Source organism: Rhizobium sp. Nf11,1, assembly GCF_050587665.1.
Classification (GTDB): domain Bacteria; phylum Pseudomonadota; class Alphaproteobacteria; order Rhizobiales; family Rhizobiaceae; genus Rhizobium.
Genome location: NZ_JBOBHU010000042.1, coordinates 1 through 17,165 on the forward strand (window position 1 = coordinate 1; position 17,165 = coordinate 17,165).

Annotated in this window: 13 protein-coding genes and 4 pseudogenes; 3 read left to right on the forward strand and 14 right to left on the reverse strand. The window is 57.1% G+C overall.

Going from position 1 to position 17,165, the window contains the following annotated elements; translation table 11 throughout:
- Nucleotides 1-654: 654 nt before the first annotated feature.
- Nucleotides 655-768, reverse strand: a pseudogene (locus ACQ7C1_RS30845) (IS110 family transposase); the annotation flags it as partial.
- 126 nt (nucleotides 769-894) lie between these two features.
- Nucleotides 895-2,265, reverse strand: coding sequence for a hypothetical protein (locus ACQ7C1_RS30850; protein WP_430961088.1), 1,371 nt, complete (start codon nucleotides 2,263-2,265; stop codon nucleotides 895-897).
- Between the two features lie 1,618 nt (nucleotides 2,266-3,883).
- Between ACQ7C1_RS30850 and ACQ7C1_RS30855 the strand changes: the two are divergent.
- Nucleotides 3,884-4,235: pseudogene (locus ACQ7C1_RS30855) on the forward strand (nitrogen fixation protein NifQ); the annotation flags it as partial.
- Between the two features lie 164 nt (nucleotides 4,236-4,399).
- On the opposite strand, the gene ACQ7C1_RS30860 reads toward ACQ7C1_RS30855, so the two are convergent.
- From ACQ7C1_RS30860 to dnaE2, 5 genes and pseudogenes are all read right to left on the reverse strand, one after another.
- On the reverse strand, nucleotides 4,400-4,777 hold the full coding sequence (locus tag ACQ7C1_RS30860; RefSeq protein WP_430961089.1) for a hypothetical protein: 378 nt from the start codon (nucleotides 4,775-4,777) through the stop codon (nucleotides 4,400-4,402).
- Nucleotides 4,778-5,298: 521 nt separating this feature from the next.
- Entirely contained in the window at nucleotides 5,299-5,628 is a 330-nt protein-coding gene (locus tag ACQ7C1_RS30865; protein ID WP_430961100.1) for a hypothetical protein, read from the reverse strand.
- Nucleotides 5,564-5,995 (reverse strand): type II secretion system protein GspK, encoded by a 432-nt coding sequence (locus ACQ7C1_RS30870; protein ID WP_430961090.1) that lies wholly within the window; start codon nucleotides 5,993-5,995, stop codon nucleotides 5,564-5,566. Before ACQ7C1_RS30870 ends, ACQ7C1_RS30865 begins: the two co-directional genes overlap by 65 nt.
- 54 nt (nucleotides 5,996-6,049) lie before the next feature.
- The gene (locus ACQ7C1_RS30875) at nucleotides 6,050-6,487 is read right to left on the reverse strand and encodes a hypothetical protein (RefSeq protein ID WP_430961099.1); all 438 of its coding nucleotides are present in this window, start codon (nucleotides 6,485-6,487) and stop codon (nucleotides 6,050-6,052) included.
- Nucleotides 6,470-6,998, reverse strand: a pseudogene (gene dnaE2, locus ACQ7C1_RS30880) (error-prone DNA polymerase); the annotation flags it as partial. The gene ACQ7C1_RS30875 and the pseudogene dnaE2, both read right to left, overlap by 18 nt.
- Nucleotides 6,999-7,274: 276 nt before the next feature.
- On the opposite strand from dnaE2, the gene ACQ7C1_RS30885 reads away from it, so the two are divergent.
- A complete protein-coding gene (locus ACQ7C1_RS30885) occupies nucleotides 7,275-8,252 on the forward strand; it encodes a nodulation protein NodZ (RefSeq protein WP_430961091.1) in 978 nt (325 codons plus the stop codon).
- A 1,186-nt stretch (nucleotides 8,253-9,438) separates the two neighbouring features.
- Here the strand turns inward: ACQ7C1_RS30885 and ACQ7C1_RS30890 are convergent.
- A complete protein-coding gene (locus ACQ7C1_RS30890) occupies nucleotides 9,439-10,452 on the reverse strand; it encodes a LysR family transcriptional regulator (protein WP_430961092.1) in 1,014 nt (337 codons plus the stop codon).
- Nucleotides 10,453-11,589: 1,137 nt separating this feature from the next.
- On the opposite strand from ACQ7C1_RS30890, the gene ACQ7C1_RS30895 reads away from it, so the two are divergent.
- Entirely contained in the window at nucleotides 11,590-12,540 is a 951-nt protein-coding gene (locus ACQ7C1_RS30895; RefSeq protein WP_430961093.1) for a LysR family transcriptional regulator, read from the forward strand.
- A 125-nt stretch (nucleotides 12,541-12,665) separates the two neighbouring features.
- Here the strand turns inward: ACQ7C1_RS30895 and ACQ7C1_RS30900 are convergent.
- From ACQ7C1_RS30900 to nifX, 6 genes and pseudogenes are all read right to left on the reverse strand, one after another.
- Nucleotides 12,666-12,788 (reverse strand): annotated as a pseudogene (locus tag ACQ7C1_RS30900) (transposase domain-containing protein); the annotation flags it as partial.
- A 125-nt stretch (nucleotides 12,789-12,913) separates the two neighbouring features.
- Entirely contained in the window at nucleotides 12,914-13,150 is a 237-nt protein-coding gene (locus ACQ7C1_RS30905) for a tyrosine-type recombinase/integrase (RefSeq protein WP_430961094.1), read from the reverse strand.
- A 110-nt stretch (nucleotides 13,151-13,260) separates the two neighbouring features.
- Nucleotides 13,261-14,360, reverse strand: a protein-coding gene (locus ACQ7C1_RS30910) for an IS3 family transposase (protein ID WP_430961095.1) whose coding sequence is annotated in 2 segments (ribosomal slippage) — nucleotides 13,261-14,108 and nucleotides 14,108-14,360 — 1,101 coding nt in all. Because the reading frame shifts where the segments join, the coding sequence is not laid out codon by codon here.
- A 368-nt stretch (nucleotides 14,361-14,728) separates the two neighbouring features.
- Nucleotides 14,729-15,046, reverse strand: a complete 318-nt coding sequence (gene fdxB, locus ACQ7C1_RS30915; RefSeq protein WP_430961096.1) for a ferredoxin III, nif-specific — start codon at nucleotides 15,044-15,046, stop codon at nucleotides 14,729-14,731.
- A 1,068-nt stretch (nucleotides 15,047-16,114) separates the two neighbouring features.
- Complete coding sequence (locus ACQ7C1_RS30920; RefSeq protein WP_430961097.1) at nucleotides 16,115-16,603, reverse strand: NifX-associated nitrogen fixation protein; 489 nt, start codon at nucleotides 16,601-16,603, stop codon at nucleotides 16,115-16,117.
- 4 nt (nucleotides 16,604-16,607) lie between these two features.
- The gene (gene nifX, locus ACQ7C1_RS30925) at nucleotides 16,608-17,090 is read right to left on the reverse strand and encodes a nitrogen fixation protein NifX (protein ID WP_430961098.1); all 483 of its coding nucleotides are present in this window, start codon (nucleotides 17,088-17,090) and stop codon (nucleotides 16,608-16,610) included.
- Between the last annotated feature and the right edge of the window lie 75 nt (nucleotides 17,091-17,165).

Genomic DNA, 17,165 nt, shown 5'->3' on the forward strand with positions numbered 1-17,165 from the left:
GCTGGACCTCTAATCGCAGCCGGATGAAAGTTCAGTGGCAGGTCATCGATGGCCGGTCACGCTCCTTGTGCCAAATGCGGCGCCGCCAGACGTCCCGGGCCGACATTCGTCGCGCAAGCACTCTCACGACCAGACGGGATGCTCACGCAGATCGGCTATAGCGCGACATGGCCCTTCGTCGCTCTCGATAGCGAAAGCGGCTTTACGCGGATCCAGATCACGAGGCGCCCGCATACGGCTTGCTGGTCAGGACCGACCTGCAGGGGACGGACTTGGTTGGGTTCTTCTGGGGTTTTCTCAGCTACTATGCGCCGGCCGACGGCCCGGAACACATGAAGGCCTCATTCTGAGCGATAATGCGCAGATGCTGAATGTGCAGACACGCCGCATCTGATCGATCAAACCAAAGGGTCTGGGCGGGAGCTTCTAAAATGCCAATCCCTGCTCATTCATCTTTTTGGCGTTCGACTGCCGGCTCCGAAATCTTCCGCCTCCACCGTTGCGTCGAAGACATAGTTGTCAGTCGCCATAACGCTTCTGCTGCCGGGCCCAATCGTAGTGACCGCCCATCAGTGCGTCCATGTCGGGGAGGAAACGCCGAAGCTCGGCGCCGGCCCAAGACGTGATCCGCATCTCCAGGTCGAGATACTCGCGCACGACGTCATTGTGAATGCGCACCATATTCGTGATGGCTTCAGCACCATTGATCCCGTGAACCTGAAATACATGCTTGGCGATATCCAGACCAATTGTGGTAATCTCCTCCATGGACGGCTCTCCCTTTTGTGACTTTCGACAGCCACACTTTGGCACATTGCGATGCCGGGAGCGGAGGCCGTCCACCACATCAGGTCAGCCTCAATTTACTTTCGCGATTGCCATTATCGATAAATCTCAGTCGAAGGCAAAGGGAAATTCGCCCCTACCATCTTGCTGAAGTCCCGCGGCGATCGAAACGAAGACCACCGGACCGGAGTAACCCTGAACACTGATTGCTTCGGCAAGGTCAGTCCCCTCCTGCTCAAAGAGAGGGTTATCTTCAAGAAAAACCGCGCACTCTAAGTCCGGCTGCAACAGCAAACTCTCAGGGAGTCTAGTAACATGGTTGCGCCTAGCGACCAGTGTCTTGAGCCCGATGGGGAGTTTATCGGGCAAGCAGGTCAGGCGGTTGTCCTCGACAACAAGTGTCCTGAGCCCGGCAGGGAGGTTGGCGGGTAACTGGGCAAGCTGGTTACTGCCAACACTTAGCGTCTTGAGCCCCTCCGGTAGTGAGACGGGCAAGCTGGTCAGCTGGTTGCCGCATACATCGAGCACCTTAAGTGCGCGCGGAAGGTTGTCTGGCAGGCTCGTGAACCTGTTGCCGCTCGCGATGAGCGTTTGGATCCCTGGGGGAAGGTTGTCTGGCAGGCTGGTCAGCAGGTTGTAGCTTGCCTCGAGTGTTTTTAGTCGGACCGGTAACGTCGTTGGCAGGCACGCCAGCCGATTGCCGTCGATAATGAGCACTTCGAGGCCTGGGGAAAGGCTATTTGGCAGCTTGGTTAGGCGGTTGTATCTGGCGATGAGTTGTTTGATTTCGGGAGGAAGGCTAGCGGGCAGCAAGGCCAATTGATTGCCGACTACATTGAGCGTCTTGAGCCCCGGAGGGAGCTCGTCGGGCAGACTGGTCAGCTGGTTGTATGCGGCGCCGAGGGTTTGGAGCCCAACCGGCAGTGTTCCGGTCAAGCTGGTTAGCCGGTTGTAGCTCACTTGAAGAGTCTGGAGCGTCGCCGGGAGATTAAAGTCTAGGGTGGTGAGCTGATTGAGGTCTACTTTGAGCGTTTGGAGCCCAAAAGGAAGTTTGTGGGGCAAGCAGACAAGCTGATTAGAGCTCGCCTCAAGCGTCTTTAGTCCGGCGGGAAGAATTTCAGGAAGGCGGATCAACCGATTGCATTCGACGTTGAGCCTCTGGAGTTCCGCTGGAAGCGCGTTGCTTAGGCAGGCCAGCCGGTTTCGCTCCGCATTGAGCCATCGAAGTTCGGCTGGGAGCGGGTCGGGCAGGCTGGTCAAATGGAGCGATGACAGATTCAGCACCGCATTGACATCACCATCCTTCAACCAGGCGTCTATTCGTCTCACGGCCTCTTTTCGAGCATCGTACTCGTCCTCTGCTTGTTGGATCCAGACATCCATGCTCGTGTGCGGCGGCGCCTCCGTGAGTGCCAATTGCGGGGGTTTGATCTCGCGAGAATTGTGCGCGCCCATTTTCGGCCGACTTGTCTTCGCCACTTCGCTTCACTCCTTTTTCCTAGTATACGGGCGCCCGTGTTAGTGACCCCTAGGACTCTATCATCGGGCAAAATTCGTACCGGTTATCCCAGTGGGAATGTTGGAATTCATTCTGAAACCATCCGCGCACGCATGTCGCTTTGACGCAGAGCATTGATCCTAGCCGCTCTATTTGAGGAAACACTTTGAGCGATGTCCTTGCGCGAGCAGGGTTCACGGCTGCGAATCCATCTTCTGTTCCGAAGACCACGCCGCCGCAGACTCGGGCGCTATCATTCCTGCGCCTGTTGTGTTCTGGCCGCCGTGGCGATTTCGCTACGCAGCCAGGCATGTTCGGGGGCGCGAATGGCAACGCTCGTGCCTAATCAGCGAGAACTCGTAAGGCTTCAGCTCCATAGTCGGATCAACAATCGCGAGGGCAGAATGGTGGCGATTCTTGTCGCGATTCGGTGTGGCATAAGCTGCACCGCGTCGGTCGCTGAGATCACCACCACGGCTTTAATTCCAAGGCAATCGGAACGCGCTCGACTGCGTTGGAGCCCATTTCAATGCGCTGGATATCAGTCAAATTGGAGAGCACTGTAAGGTGCTCAGCCCTTGCCTCTGTCCTTTTCGCCACACCGCGATACCGCTGCAGCCAGCCTAAATCGGAGAGACGACGCGCGCGCCGCTCGGCCTTTCCATAAGGTGCGACGAACCCAGCCCGCTCGTAGATGGTTCAAACTTCGCGCCAGCTGCGCGTCGCATTGGCCAACGACAGAAAAGCCTTGAAGAGGCTGTTCGGTGGCCCACTAAAGCTACGCGCTATGATGCCTGCCATCAAATTTAGGACTCCTAGATCACAGTGTGGCGCGACCTTTGTGGCCGAGTCGCATACATCGATCTTGCTTTGCATGTTGGCTGTCTCCAGTTCTGGTGAGAGCTCCGTGATCATCTCGGATTAAGTCTCACCGACCGTTCCGAAAAGGACATGGGGTCGGCACAGGTTGCGCTGTCTGCTTCTTTCGAGCTGCCGTTGTATGCAACACCCCGATCAATTTGGTAAAATTCATTGTTTCAATAGACTAATTCCACATCATGGATACGCCGAGGCGCCGCCGGTCCACGAAAGCTGCTTTTAGCGGATGCCTATAGGCATTCGTGGTACAATTTTCTTGGCTGCGTAATTGTCGATATAGCGCTAATCCCGCCACTTGCGTATGACACAGTGCAGCGCACGCCCCCGGAGCATGTCCGGGTGGACGATGGCTCAGCTCAAGGAGCTGCAGCGCTGTCGCGTTTGTCATTTCCGCGACAACATGCGTTCAACGGGTGTGCCTCCACCTCGTCTGACCCTCTGAATTACATTCGCAAGGCTACTAGCACGGCTCTTGCGCCGTCCTCGCCGTGAGACGCAGGAGCTGCTGGTGGGTTTGACTCTGCGCAGGGCAACGGTAGAAAGAAGGCACATGTTAGATCGACGTCAGATCCGCATTCCGTCGGGAACAGGACCCTCACGGGATACGAATTTCGTATCAACTCGAACGGCGCTCGCGATCGGCCGAAGCCAGGCAATGGCTGCGGAGGACGTGGAGATGGATTTCGACCAGTATGTAATCGCCTGTGTCCTTTTGCGGCAGAGGAAGAACTTCTGCGGGGTATTCCGAATGAGCGACCGGGCGACCCCGCGAGCGCCCGCATCGCCAAGATCGTTGCCGGCGAGCATTGCGCGATGAGCATCTCTGGCAGGCTCTTGGCTTTTATGACCGATCCGAGCTTAGCCGCTTGCTTCGACCCATTTTCCCACATTGGCAGCTGGCAACACCAATATCATGAGATGGAAGAGGTACCTTTACCGCAAGCTCTGCGACGCCGAAGGCTTTTCGCTTTGTACCGCGCCCACTTGCGGAGATTGCATCGAGATCCGAAACGCTCCGCGACGCCGCCGCCGCCGGGACAGCCTGCCTCTCGTAAAAAAGCTGCACGACTGACTTGAAGCCGAGGGGGCAAAATTCTTCGCGTAGTTCTCGACGGATACGTATTGCTGAGCGCCATCGCACCTATTTAATTCGATAGCGAACGTCCGCTGCGGCTCTTTCACTCATATAATCTTAAACAGTAGCCAAGCTTACAGCACGGCGAATCGCTCGAGCATCTATTTAAGCTGAACGTTTTGCAGATAAAGCTTTTTTGCCAGCATGCTTCTCAGCTGTTTGATTTCGTTGTCAAGGCTTGCCACTTGATCGAAGAAAGCATCCCCGGAAGAGGACGATTTGATGCTTTGGCTTTCATTTGTGGCTACGGACCCTTGCGCGACCACGTCGGCATCAACCCTCTTTGCCCGTTGACGACGATCGGTCTGCGGTTTTCTTTGAGACTTTATGCTTGGGCCACTGTACGCCACCAACTCGCCCGGCTCGGTATCCGAATGACGGAGTGCACTCTCTGCCGGGGTTTGAGCATCCTCAGCATCAACCGCGGGAACTTGTGCCTGAACGACGTCGGGATCGCCTTCCGGCTTGTTCGACGCCACGGTCGTGGCCGCGACGCCAATTGAACAAGAAATTTCTACAGTGTCTTCATAGTGTTCTCACCTTGAGCAACTTGGGACTGCGCTCCTGCCGCAGCGAATAATATCCTCACACGCCAACTCAATCGCGCCCACGAGCCGGGCTCGGCAATCTCTCCCCTACTGAAAAACAGCTGCTACGGGCGTTCCGTGAGCCGTTGGGTCGCTCGCTGATCAGTCCAACCCGAGACGCTTGCGAAGTCTGTTATTCTCTTCTTCGAGCTGGATGAGATCTTCGATCTCATCGAGTACGGGAGCAGATGCGTTTGCCGGTTGCTCAACCGGTTTCGCCGTGTTGGTTCTGCCGGCCTAGCGTGTCGAAGATCCGGAATATAGATATCACACGTCTTCACGGCGGCGCCATCTCTGGGATCCTGTCTTCCCGGCGAGCCATGGGCGAACTCGTCGCCGCAACCGGTTCGAAGCTTGAATGCTTCATCACGATCGGCCAAAGCCGACAGGTCGCCCGAAAGATCAAAGAGCTGCTAGGCGACGACGTTCGCAGGACCGGTTTCGTCTTCGATCGTCAGGAACATCACGCCCTTTGCTGATCCGGGTTTCCGCCGGACGAGAACGAGACCTGCCGTCATCAGCCAGCGACCGTCCCTGGCAGACATCGCCTCCTCGCAGGTGTTGATGCTGCGCGCGGCAAGATCTTTGCGCAGGGACGCGATCGGATGCTGGCGTAGGGTGAGACCGGTGTGGCTATAGTCCTGGATGACATTGTGCCCATCCGTCATCTGCGGCAGTTCAATATCCGGTTCCTGCTGCTCCGCGATCGACCTGCTCTCGCGCTCGGAGGCTGCGGCAAACAAGGGCAGCGGCTCGTCGCGCAGGCCCTTGATCGCCCCAGAGCGAATCACGGCGTTGGAGCCCCAGAAACGGCAAGAAGGCGTCGGCCTCCGCCAGTTCCACCAGTGAAGCAGCCGGCACGCCGGAGCGCCGCCACATGTCGTCGACGCTGTCGAAGGGCTGATCGGCGCGTGCAGCAACGATGCGGGCGGCATCGGCGGTGGCAAGTCCCCGCACCAGGTGCATGCCTAGCCGCACTGCGTGACGATCGGTGCCTTCGATCGGTTCCAGCGTGCAGTCCCAACGAGAGCGGTTGATGCACATCGTGCGGATTTCGACACCGTGGTTCCTGGCTCCGCTGACGATCTGGGCGACGGCATAAAAACCCATGGGCTAGCTTTTAATCAGGGCGGCGCAGACCATCGCCACCTTCATGGCGCTCTCCTAAAAGAGCAGCACGCCAAGAGTCTTGCCGAGAACTACTTCCAATTCGGGTGTTGGATATTCAGGCTTCTCCTTGCCCTCACGCCTCCGAAGATGGGAATGGACCATGTCAACCTGGATCGGTCCCGGCCGGACGATCGCCACCTGGATCACTAGGTCATAAAAAGTCTTGGGCTTCATCCGGGGCAGCATCGACATCTGCGCCCGGCTCTCGATCTGGAAGGTGCCGGGCGTGTCGGCCCTGCGGATCATCGCATAGGTCTTGGGATCCTCGTGCTCGATGTTGGCAAGATCGATAGATCTGCCTTTATGCTCCTCGATCAGCCTGAACGCTTTCGACATGCAGGTTAGCATGCCAAGCGCCAGCACATCGACCTTCATGAACTTCAGCTCCTCGACCTCGTCCTTGTCCCATTCGATCACCTGCCGGTCGGCCATGGACGCAGGTTCGATCGGCACCAGATCATCGAGCCTGTCGTGGGGCAGGACGAAGCCGCCAAGGTGCTGGCCGAGGTGGCGAGGCGCGCCCATCAGCTGCTGCGCAAGCTGCAAGGTCAGCGCTAGCCGGCGATCATCGGGATTGAGGTTGAGCTCGCGAAGGTTCCGTTCGCCGGCCATCTCGGCCGACCAGGACCACATGCCCGATGACCGCGCCTTGATCATGTCCTCCGGCAGGCCAAGCGCCTTGCCGACATCGCGGATGGCGCCCTTGGCGCGATAACTTGTCACCGTCGCACAGAGCGCCGCCTTCTGATGCGTATAGGTCTTGTAGATCCATTGGGATCACCTCCTCGCGCCGTTCGTGTTCGAAGTCGACATCGATATCCGGTGGCTCGTCACGCTCCTGGGAAACGAAACGCTCGAACAGAAGATCAGGATCGATCGATGTGATTCCGAGGATATAACAGACAGCCGAGTTCGCCGCCGAGCCCGGCCCCTGGCAGAGAATACCCCTGCGAGCGGGCGAAGCGAACGATAGAGAACACCGTCAAATCCTTCAGTCAGGATCTGCACGCACTAGACAGAAGCCTGTGATCGGGCGCATGGATGAGAACTATCCAAACAATAAATTTTACCAATTTAAGTGGCCACATTAGAACTAGTGAGCCCTGCAAGGAACCCAGAAGTTCCCCACGGCGCTGCGTGGTCAACTCCCTCGGTGTTGTTAAGGATGCAACAACCCCGCAGATACAGCTCGCGTCCTTCCGAAACGGGGACGCCGCACATGCTTCATAATCACCTGAAGAAACGGTACATTGTCTCTCGGAGGCGTACGGGTTTTGGTGACTGTCTATGGTCGTTGGCTGCCGCTTGGCAGTACGCGCAGCGCACAGGGCGAGTGCTCGCTATTGACTGGCGTGGATCGTGCTATCTTGACCAGCCCTTCGCGAACGCATTTCCGGTGTTTTTCGAACCGATCAAAGAAATTGCGGGCGTGTCCGTTATTTGCGACGACCAGATCAACGAGTTATCATTCCCGGGACCATTCTTCCCAGACTGGTGGAATAAGCCGTCAATCAATTGCCTTTACCGACCAAATGAGCAGGTCTTCCGCGAACGCGATGAACTAAGCGAGCTTTTTCAGGCCCGAGGTGATGTGGCCGCTAGAACTGTGGTGTGCGACGCGTGCTTAATGTGGCGTTGCGATGAGGGGGCAGAACGGCAGATTTTTCGGAGCGTTAAGCCTCGATCTGAGATTCAAAGCCGCATAGAAACCATCTATCAGGAGAGCTTTACGGGGCACAGTGTCATTGGCGTTCATGTTCGGCATGGCAACGGCGAAGACATTATGGACCACTCACCCTATTGGGCCGATCCGGAGCTGGCGATGCGTCAGGTGTGCATCGCCATTGATAAGGCAAAAACGTTAGTCCACCCGAAGCCTGTGCGGATATTCTTGTCCACGGATAGCGCGCAGGTGATGGCCTACTTGTCGGCCATGCTCCCCGATCTTATCACTGTCCCTAAGCATTTCCGATCACATCAAACCGGCCCATTGCACGTTCCAGAGCTTGGGGTTGACGGCGGAATTTCGGCTATCGTTGAGATGTATCTACTGGGGCGATGCGACACCGTAATTCGCTTCCCGCCGACGAGCGCCTTTACACGCTATGCTCGCCTTTTTGTGCCTCGGGTAATTGAGTTCGATGTGCATGATCCGAATCGATTAATCTTGATTGATGGAGTGTCAAAGGATCTCTGATCTCCATGCGGCCTGGTGCCTAACCGTTCGCACGTCCAGCAACTGGCTTCCAGACATTAGTCCGCCTCCCTACGGCGGCATTCTGCTGCGCGCCGTCTAAGGCATCCAGGATTAACGGATCAGCAAACCTGTGCTATGAAGAATCCAGGCCGGCGCGCGCTCTGTGTTTTCCCCGAAGTGCGACTAGTCTCTCTAGTCAGCGAACGCCTACGGCTCCTAGGTAATCATCGAAGTTTTTAAAACTGGCGACGACCAAGGAACTTTTGATATCGCGCGGGCAGGACGGGGAAAACTTTAGCCGAACTGGTGCTGAATAAAGGTACCATAGGCCCTGTGAATGCGCCACGGCATGCGTCTTGTTTGTGTAATCATAGGAGAACTTGATCGCTCTTGACGAAGAGGCCTTCGTGAACTCCGGATTTGTGCCAGGACTGATATCGCGAGGCCAGCGCGAGCTCTTGCAAATGCACAAGAGCGTCGGCTTACCGATCGCGTTTTTGGAGCGTCGACCTTGAGCTCCGTAGAAAAGTCTGGTGTGAGGGCGTTAGAAAAGCGCGACCAGCCTGCGCGAGTTGACGCGTGCAATGGATGGGCACACCTTGGTGAGAGCGATAGCGAGGCAGTCGTATTAGCTCCGGGTGCTTCAGTCGCTTAAGATATTCAGTCTCAGACCCGGTGCGCTCGGACAGCGCAAGCGCACGATCTGAGCCACTTTGAATGGCAAAGCCGTTTGCCACAGGCCCTTCCCTCACAGCTCTTGACCACGGTGGCACACTCGCTACTCTGATCGAGATAAGCTAGGTGCAATGTCAGGCCGCCGCATTTGTTCCCGCGATCAAATGCGAGCCTTTGCAGAAGCCTTATGTCGAGCATCGCTGGTGAGCCTGGGGCTGGATAGCGCCGCCGCGAGAAGGGGCTCGCGCGCGCACCGGCAGTGCCTGCGTGCGGCGTGGCACTATTCAGCTCGCTTGGCGCTTTCTCCAGTTCCAGAAGGACGGCGCCCTGCCCGCTGGTTCGACGAAAGCGTGCCTACGACCGCAAAACCACTAGAAGAAATGATCGCGGCGCTCGTCTGCACGTTGCCGATTGCACTCTGGCCTCTTGCCACTGCAGGCGAGGTGCCCGAGGGCATCGTCCTGCGGCCGGCTTCCTGAGAGATGCGCCCGGTCCAAAAGCCCAAAGCCTATCATTCAGTCTCCTCACCCTTTGATTTGTCGTTTGGGGCGTTCCGGTCAGGTCGCGCTGCCGCGGCGATTTCGTGGCGGAGCCACTGATGTTCCGGGTCACGATGGGAACGCTCGTGCCAGATCAGCGCAACCTCATATGGCGTCAGGTTCACGGGAGGATGGAGAACCGCGAGCGGCAACATGGTAGCGATCTGGGTAGCGATGCGATCCGGCATGACGAGGACAAGATCGGTCGCCGCAATCACAACTGCCGCCGTCAGCACATTGGAGACAGCGATCGGATACCGGTTCAATATCCCCAGCTTGGAAAGTCCGTCATAGACCTGACCGAAGCGGTCGTTGGCGTCTGACAAAATGGAGGCGTGACGCAACTCAGCGAAGGCACTTATGCTCCACTCTCGCTCTAGCACTGGGTGGTCGTGGCGTAGCAGACAGGTGAAGCGGTCCGCGTAAAGCTTACGCCGCAAGAAGCCCGGCGGTGCGGCACTGATCTGCCCAACAGCTAAATCAATCTCACCTTGCTCAAGCCGCCGCAGCGCACAGTCCAACAGCGGATTGGTGACGATGTCGAGATGAGGTGCACGCTCCTGCAGACGGGGCAATAGACGCGGAAGCAAGATGAGCGCTTGATGGTCGGGAATCGCGATAGTTGCCTTCCAGCGCATGTCTCTGGGGGTTAAGCTACGATTTACCATTTCGCGGATCGCGTTCAATACAGACGGCAGCATATTGCCCAGGCGTTCGGCCCGCGGCGTCGGCACCAAACCGCCCGAGCCGCGAACCAACAGATCGTCATTGAACATGCCACGCAGTCTTGATAGTGCCCGGCTCATTGCCGGTTGACTTCGGCCAACGTGTTGCGCCGCATGTGTTATATTCCGGTACTCCAATAGCGCCTCGAGCTCCACCAGCAGGTTAAGGTCGATTGATGTCAAGCTTGGCATCTGCCGTTCCTGTGCGGCGTCACTGTCAACGATGAACGAATGTGGCCCCTTCCAAACGGGTCGATTCATGATTTTCTCTCCTCGGACAATGATGTTCTCACTCCACACCCTTGGCCGTTTTGCGGGGGACTAAGAAACCCTTCCTCCGCCGTTCACGATAGCGAACGCCGGGCCGGTTGGAAGCACTTAGGCTATAAGGATGCGTTCAATCGTCCGGCGCGGTATGGACGCTGTGCAGGCATTCCCTGAATCCAAAACTTCGGTTTAGTTCAACGCGCCAAAATAGCATGCACGACATATGCCCGATTATACTCGTTTCTGAACTCCGTTTATTGGACGCCCGGATTGCCAAATTATAAGCCTTTGCAACAATGCCTCTCGGCGTGACTCAATTTTGCCTGCGATAGTGCAAACGCCTTTGTAGTCGAATTTCCCGAGATGGGAAAAATCGAGTTTTCGCATGGCTGTCATCCACGCCATGGATACATTCGTTTTCATCCTTCTTGGTCAATGTGCTCGTACTAACTGGAGGCCCTCACGTCCGACGCTCAGGACTGTGTCGCGCCAGCGGACCTGTCCGGCCGTGTTGATGAGCCCTATGCCAGCGCTGTTTCGCTAACGCGTCTTCGCAAAGAGTTTCTCAATCATGCCCGCAGCGCATGTTGCGATTTGCAGTTTGCATGGCAAGGAAACGCCGGAAAGCACTAGGATGTCCTTACCATTCATTTATCGGAGAGAGATCCCATTGATGTGTCCACGACATTGCAGCCCGGAGCTAGGCCCAACAAAGATGATGCGGTTTAGCAGTGGGCGGTGGGGCGCACAAATGGGGGCTGCGTGCTCTGCCGTCGAACTCACGCACCAAGGCAGCCATACGCTGGACCAAGGCTGCGCGACACCGAAAGCTATTCCGAATCTCGATGCGCGGGTGCCTATTCATGTTCGTGCCATGCACTTGATGGCCGCTAAAATGAATCATGACGATTAGCTGCGGTCAAATTGACGCAGCCACGTTGGGTCGGTGCGTCCATTAGCGTGAGGTGTCCTAAGACACGACAACTCGAGTTCTACTGAGCGCCTGATCCCTGTTTCGCGGTTTCATAGAGACCCGTGACTTGCCTTGAGTGCCGTTACCCCGACGGCGTCGATTCGGCAATTGAGTTACTGTTTGGATGTCAATGATCCCCACTGTGGATACGTCAAAGCATGCGTTTTAAGGGTCTCGATCTCAATCTTCTAGTTGCGCTCGATGCTCTGATGTCACAACAAAGCGTCACCGCAGCTGCACGTAGCATTAACCTCAGTCAGCCGGCCATGAGTTCTGCTCTCGCCCGGCTACGCACCTATTTCGGCGACGAGCTGTTTACAATGCAGGGCCGCAAATTCCTCCCAACTCCGCGTGCCAAAGACCTTGCCCCCGCAGTCCGCGATGTTCTGCTTCATATTCAGTTTTCCATCATTTCATGCGACGTGTTCAATCCTGCCATGTCCGAGCGTCGTTTCAGAATTATTGTGTCCGATTTCGTGACGCTTGTCTTCTTCGAAAAGGTTGTAGAGCGTGTGGTGCGGGAGGCTCCAGCCGTAGGCTTTGAATTGCTGGCTCCCGCCGATGAACCCAATGAGCTACTCGGGCGCGGTGAAATCGATTTCCTAATCCTTCCTGAGCAGTTCATGTCGAACGCGCATCCCCAAGCGAAACTGTTTGACGAGACACTCGTCTGCGTGGGCTGCGCCATGAACCATCAACTTTCACAGCAGCTTTCCCTTGAAAAATACCTGTCGATGGGGCATGTTGTAGCCAAGTTCGGGCCTGCGCTGAAGCCCTCAATCGAAGAATGGTTATTGGTCGAGCACGGTCTAAAGAGGCGCATTGAGGTCGTCGCGCCCGGCCTCAGCTTGATCCCGCCGCTGCTGTCAGGGACCGAGCGTATAGCGACCATACCCTTGCGGCTCGCCTGTCATTTCGCAAAGATAATTCCCTTGCGGATCGTCGAGCTCCCGCTGGCACTTCCAGCATTTACCATGGCTGTCCAGTGGCCCGCCCGTCGCAACAGGGATCAGGCAAGCATATGGATGCAAGAGATTTTGCTACAGGAGGCCGGCCGCATGGCTGCCCTGACTAACGCCAACGGACGTCCTAGGCCCGGGGGCGTTTGAGAAATGCATTCCGCCAGACTTTGACAGTTCTCATGCTGTGCTGGGTGTCGCCGCTGCACAAGGCCCTTCTTGCCCTTGCACTTAATGTAGCCATCCATTGCGTAGTCTGATCGTAAGCGGTGTTTTCAGGCCACGGTCTTGATCGACTTCTCAGCATACGCCCAGGGCAGAAGTTCATCGATCTGACTGTAGGGATGGCCGTTGACGATCCAGGTGATCCCGTCGGTTAGGTGGGCCAGTGGCTCGACAGCTTTGCCGTTTATGCCGACCGGCGAACTATGCCGAATGCCTCTTCTGACAGGGACGGCACACGGCGCGTTTCCGACCAGTTCGGCCGGAGGCCGATGGTTGACACTCGGCATAGTTCTCATGCTCAGAGGGAGTTCAGGAATTCCAGAAGCCGGTCGTTTGGTCGAAATCGCTCGGCCTTGGCGCGTTCGTACGGCTTCAGCTTAGCGAGTGCGGATTCATTCAGTTCAAGATGTGCGTGAATATAGGTCAGCGTCGTTTCCATCGCCTCATAGCCCAGCCACAGGGCGATGACCGAGCAATCGACGCCCGCCTGCAGCAACTCCATGGCAGCTCTGTGCCGCAAGACATGGGGCGACACCCGTGACCTTGCCCCCAAGTTTTATCCAGTTTTGAGTTAGCTCCAGCGGTTTTGGTGAAGTGCACCCCGATTTTGGGCCAGCGGGAGCTGGAATTTTCCGGGGTTAAAGCTCAGCTCGGCGGGGGTGCCGATGAGCCGTTCATCAGCGAAATCGGCACCCTGTTGCCGATCGCGCTGTGTGGCCGGAATTCGTTATAGTCTCTACGCCAATCCTCCATCTTCAAGCGCGCGTCGTCAAGGCTCATGAACCAGTGAGCGTTCAGGCACTCAGCCCGGAACTTGCCGTTGAAACTCTCGATGTAGCTGTTGTCCGTCGGCTTGCCTGGGCGCGAGAAGTCGAGCACGACACCCTTGTGGTAGGCCCAGAGATCAAGATCTCGGGAGATGAATTCACTGCCATTATCGACGCGAATGGACGCGGGATAACCGACTTGCCGGCATACTCGTTCGAGCGTTTGGACCACGTCCTCGCCCCGGTAGTTGAAGCGTGCATCGACTGCTGGTGAGAAGCGCGAGAAGGTATCGACGACTGTCAGCACCCGGATTTTGCGGCCGGTGGCCAACTGGTCATGAACGAAATCCATTGCCCAGACGTGATTGGAATGGGTCGGCTCCGTCCGGTCGGCTCGCAGCTTCGCCTTGACCCGACGCTTGGGAACCTTGTTGCGGAGTTGCAGATCCATCTCCTTGTAAAGACGATAGATTCGCTTCGGATTGATGGGCCAGCCGTCGCGCTTGAGCAGGACATGAACGCGACGATAACCGTAACGCACCCGTGTCTGGCAGATGTCTTTGATCTTCAGCTTCAACTCGGCCTGCTCGCCGCGCCTGGACTTGTAGACATAAAGCGACCGGTCAATCTTCAGCACCGAACATGCGCGCCGGATAGAAACCTTCCAGTCTGCCTTGATCATGTCGACAAGCTTGCGCTTGCGGGCAGGCTTCAGAGCTTTTTTGACAGCACGTCCTGAAGCATCGCCTTGTCCAGCGACAGGTCGGCAACAATCCGCTTCAGCTTGGCGTTCTCCTCCTCGAGCTGCCGCAACCGCTTCATCTCTGACGGCATCAGACCGGCATATTTTTTGCGCCAATTGTAGAAGGTCGCGTCCGAAATTCCTGCCTTGCGGCAGACCTCACCGATCGGCGTCCCGTCCTCCGCCTGCTTCAGAACAAAGGCGATCTGCGCTTCCGAAAACCTCGAGGCCTTCATCGAATTCTCCTCTTCTGCCCAACAGGGATCATAAGTGGAAAATTCCAGGTCTGAATGGCCTAATTTAACGGGAGCACGTCACCCGCTTTGAGCGAAGGGAGGCGCAGTGCTGGCGCGCTTTGGCGACATATTTGTTCAGCAGTGCCTGCACGCCGTCGGTGCTGAGCTTGCCACCGTTCCCGCCAAACTAAAAAAATGAACGCTTCCGAAATAGGCAACAAGAAAAAGCACCGAAGTACCCAGTGCTGTAATGATTACTTTGCGTGCGAGACAAAGTACACGGCTAGAAGGCCGACTCACTCGACCAATTGCAGGACGCGACATAAGGGCTTGAAAGGCAACGCCCGTTCTCCTGGTTCTCCGTCAGATCAACCAACAATTTGGTCAGCCGCGACATGGGTTTGGCACTTCTTCGGGCAGACGCGGGCGCAGGCTCCACAGCCGATGCAGCGGCCGGCGTGGTCGATAACCATGATCGTACGACTGAGCTCGCCATCGAAGTCCTCCTCCTCGCCGTCGCAGGCGCCGAGGATTTCACCCGATTCGTCGACGCCGTGCAGGTGCATGACTTCGCGCGAGCAGACTTTGGCGCAGCGGCCGCAGCCAATGCAGGTCACGGCATCAATCGTCGTCAGATATTGCGGAATCCACGTCGAGCCATCGCGGGTAAAGAAATGATTGGTCATCGTAAGTTCTCCAACGCAGGCTGTTCTCGGCAGCGGCCGAATGTGGAATGTCTTCCAAGTCGGACACGATCTCATCCCGTCACAACCGTCTTCGTCCGCCCGTGTCCCGGTTTTTGTTATTCAGCCTATCGGTGGCGGTCTGCTGATCATCGGTCCGCCATTGCAAAAATGTGCCGAGGCTTTTTCGAGCCTCGACCTTTGAGACGGCCGCGGCAGCGGGACCTGTGGGGCATGTGGAGAGAGTGGCCCCGCTGCCTGACGTCGGCCCCCCGGGGAAAACGGGACGGCCGAGGTTTGTCGTCGCCAGGTCGACCATCAACCCTGCCACTTCGGTATACCCATGGATCTCAATGCTCGCATTGCCCACCAGTTTCGCACCGGCGGCCGGCGAGCTTCCCAAGCGTCTCGGAGCCCAACCGGCAGGCGTCGGTGAATACGACCAGGTTCGGGCATCCAGAAGCCCTCGTTGACCCTCGTCTTAATCCGGGGAGCCACCGGCTGGTGCGCGCGTCGCAAGCGCGACGGCGATGTGGAAAGGATCGGAACCGCCGACAATCTGAAACGTATGGGCGCTGCCGCGCAGTCCCCCTCCTTCAAGTTCAGAATAAGGGAGCTGAAATCGATCCTCCTGTCGCCGCTGACGATATGCATGTTGGTTCGAGATCGATAAGGGAGGCGAGCATACTTCCGCGTGGCGGCGCACGTGCCCATGCGCTCCTTGCAACTCCTTGCGATCTGACACAGACCTGCCATGTTTACCTTTCCTCGTTGATCCCTACCGATCGGCAGCTTTCGGCGCCTCTCAATGGAATGTCTTCAAGACTTGTGCCAGTTGGCGGCTGGACGAAGAACGGGGTTTGTTGCGGCTTTTCAGTCCTTTATTCAGAGGCAAAGAAAAATTTGGTAAACGAGCTTGTGTCGCTGAACCGACAAATGTCGACGCCACCGTTTGGATCGCTACACATTGCTCCTCGCCGGCAGGTGGTGTCGACAGCAAAGCTCGCCGCTGCCCACGTCGGTCCTCAAGCGCAGAGAGGGCCGGCGATTAAATTATTGACGGTTCGACCGTCAGGCTCGCGCCACTTCGGGATAGGCTTCGATAACAGCGATCGCATCGTCGACGAGTTTTGCACCGGCCTCGGCGAGGTTCCGAAGCGCCGCGAAGCGAAACTGGTGGACGTCGCGCACTGTTTTCGAAAAGACGACCAGCCGCCCCGTCGTGAGAAGCACTCGCCCAAAGCCCTCATAGCTGATCATCATAGTCGGCGACGCCACCAGACCGGTGCGCGCTTCGATTGTAAGGCCGACGGCGGTGTAAAAGAGATTGAGCCTCAACATGACATCCGCATCGGGATCGCAGATGATCGGGATTTGACGGCGCTGGTCTTCGATGACGATGAATTTTGCCAACAGCTCGACGTCCGATGCGCCGTCCTGCCGTCCATAAGCATCCTCAGCGCGGATCAGCCGCGTGAGGCATCTGACGAAAGGGGTGGCAAGCGCCGCCTCGTGCTCGTTGACAGCGGGCGTGCCCGCAGTGGCCGACATTTTTTTCATGACATCAGTCCTCGTCCTCGAACGGTTTCTTTTCGGCGACACCTGCTTGCGCCAGAGCCTTGCGCAGCCACGGCGGCGGAGCCGTCCTAAGCATTTTCTGGGTTCGCGAAAGCACGTCTTGAATGGGTTCAGGGTGACCCACGTTTATCGGGTGGATTTTCGCCGCTACCACCTTGGCTGCGGAAGGTCCGCCGATAGCCACACAAAAGAGGAGGTGACAGCCGCTCAACGCGTTGACCTTCGGCGTGATCCGGTCATCGCCCTCGATCCGATGCTTCCCGGTCTCGTCGGAGACGTCATCGAAGCTCACCGCTCCCACCAAATCCCAGCCGTCGCGCGTCACGTCGAAGACTGCAAAGTGCTTGGCCGATCCGAAATGGGCATTAAGCGCTTTCATATCCTGCGTCGCAATCGCGATGCGCAATGCGCGGTGATTCCGCGGGTGGATCTCGTCAGCGACGAGCGACAGGCGACGAACCGAATTCATCCGGCATTACTCCGCTTCCGCAGTGCATCGACCATCTCGGGCGATGGCGTGTGCTGGTTGGCCTGGAAGTTGTTT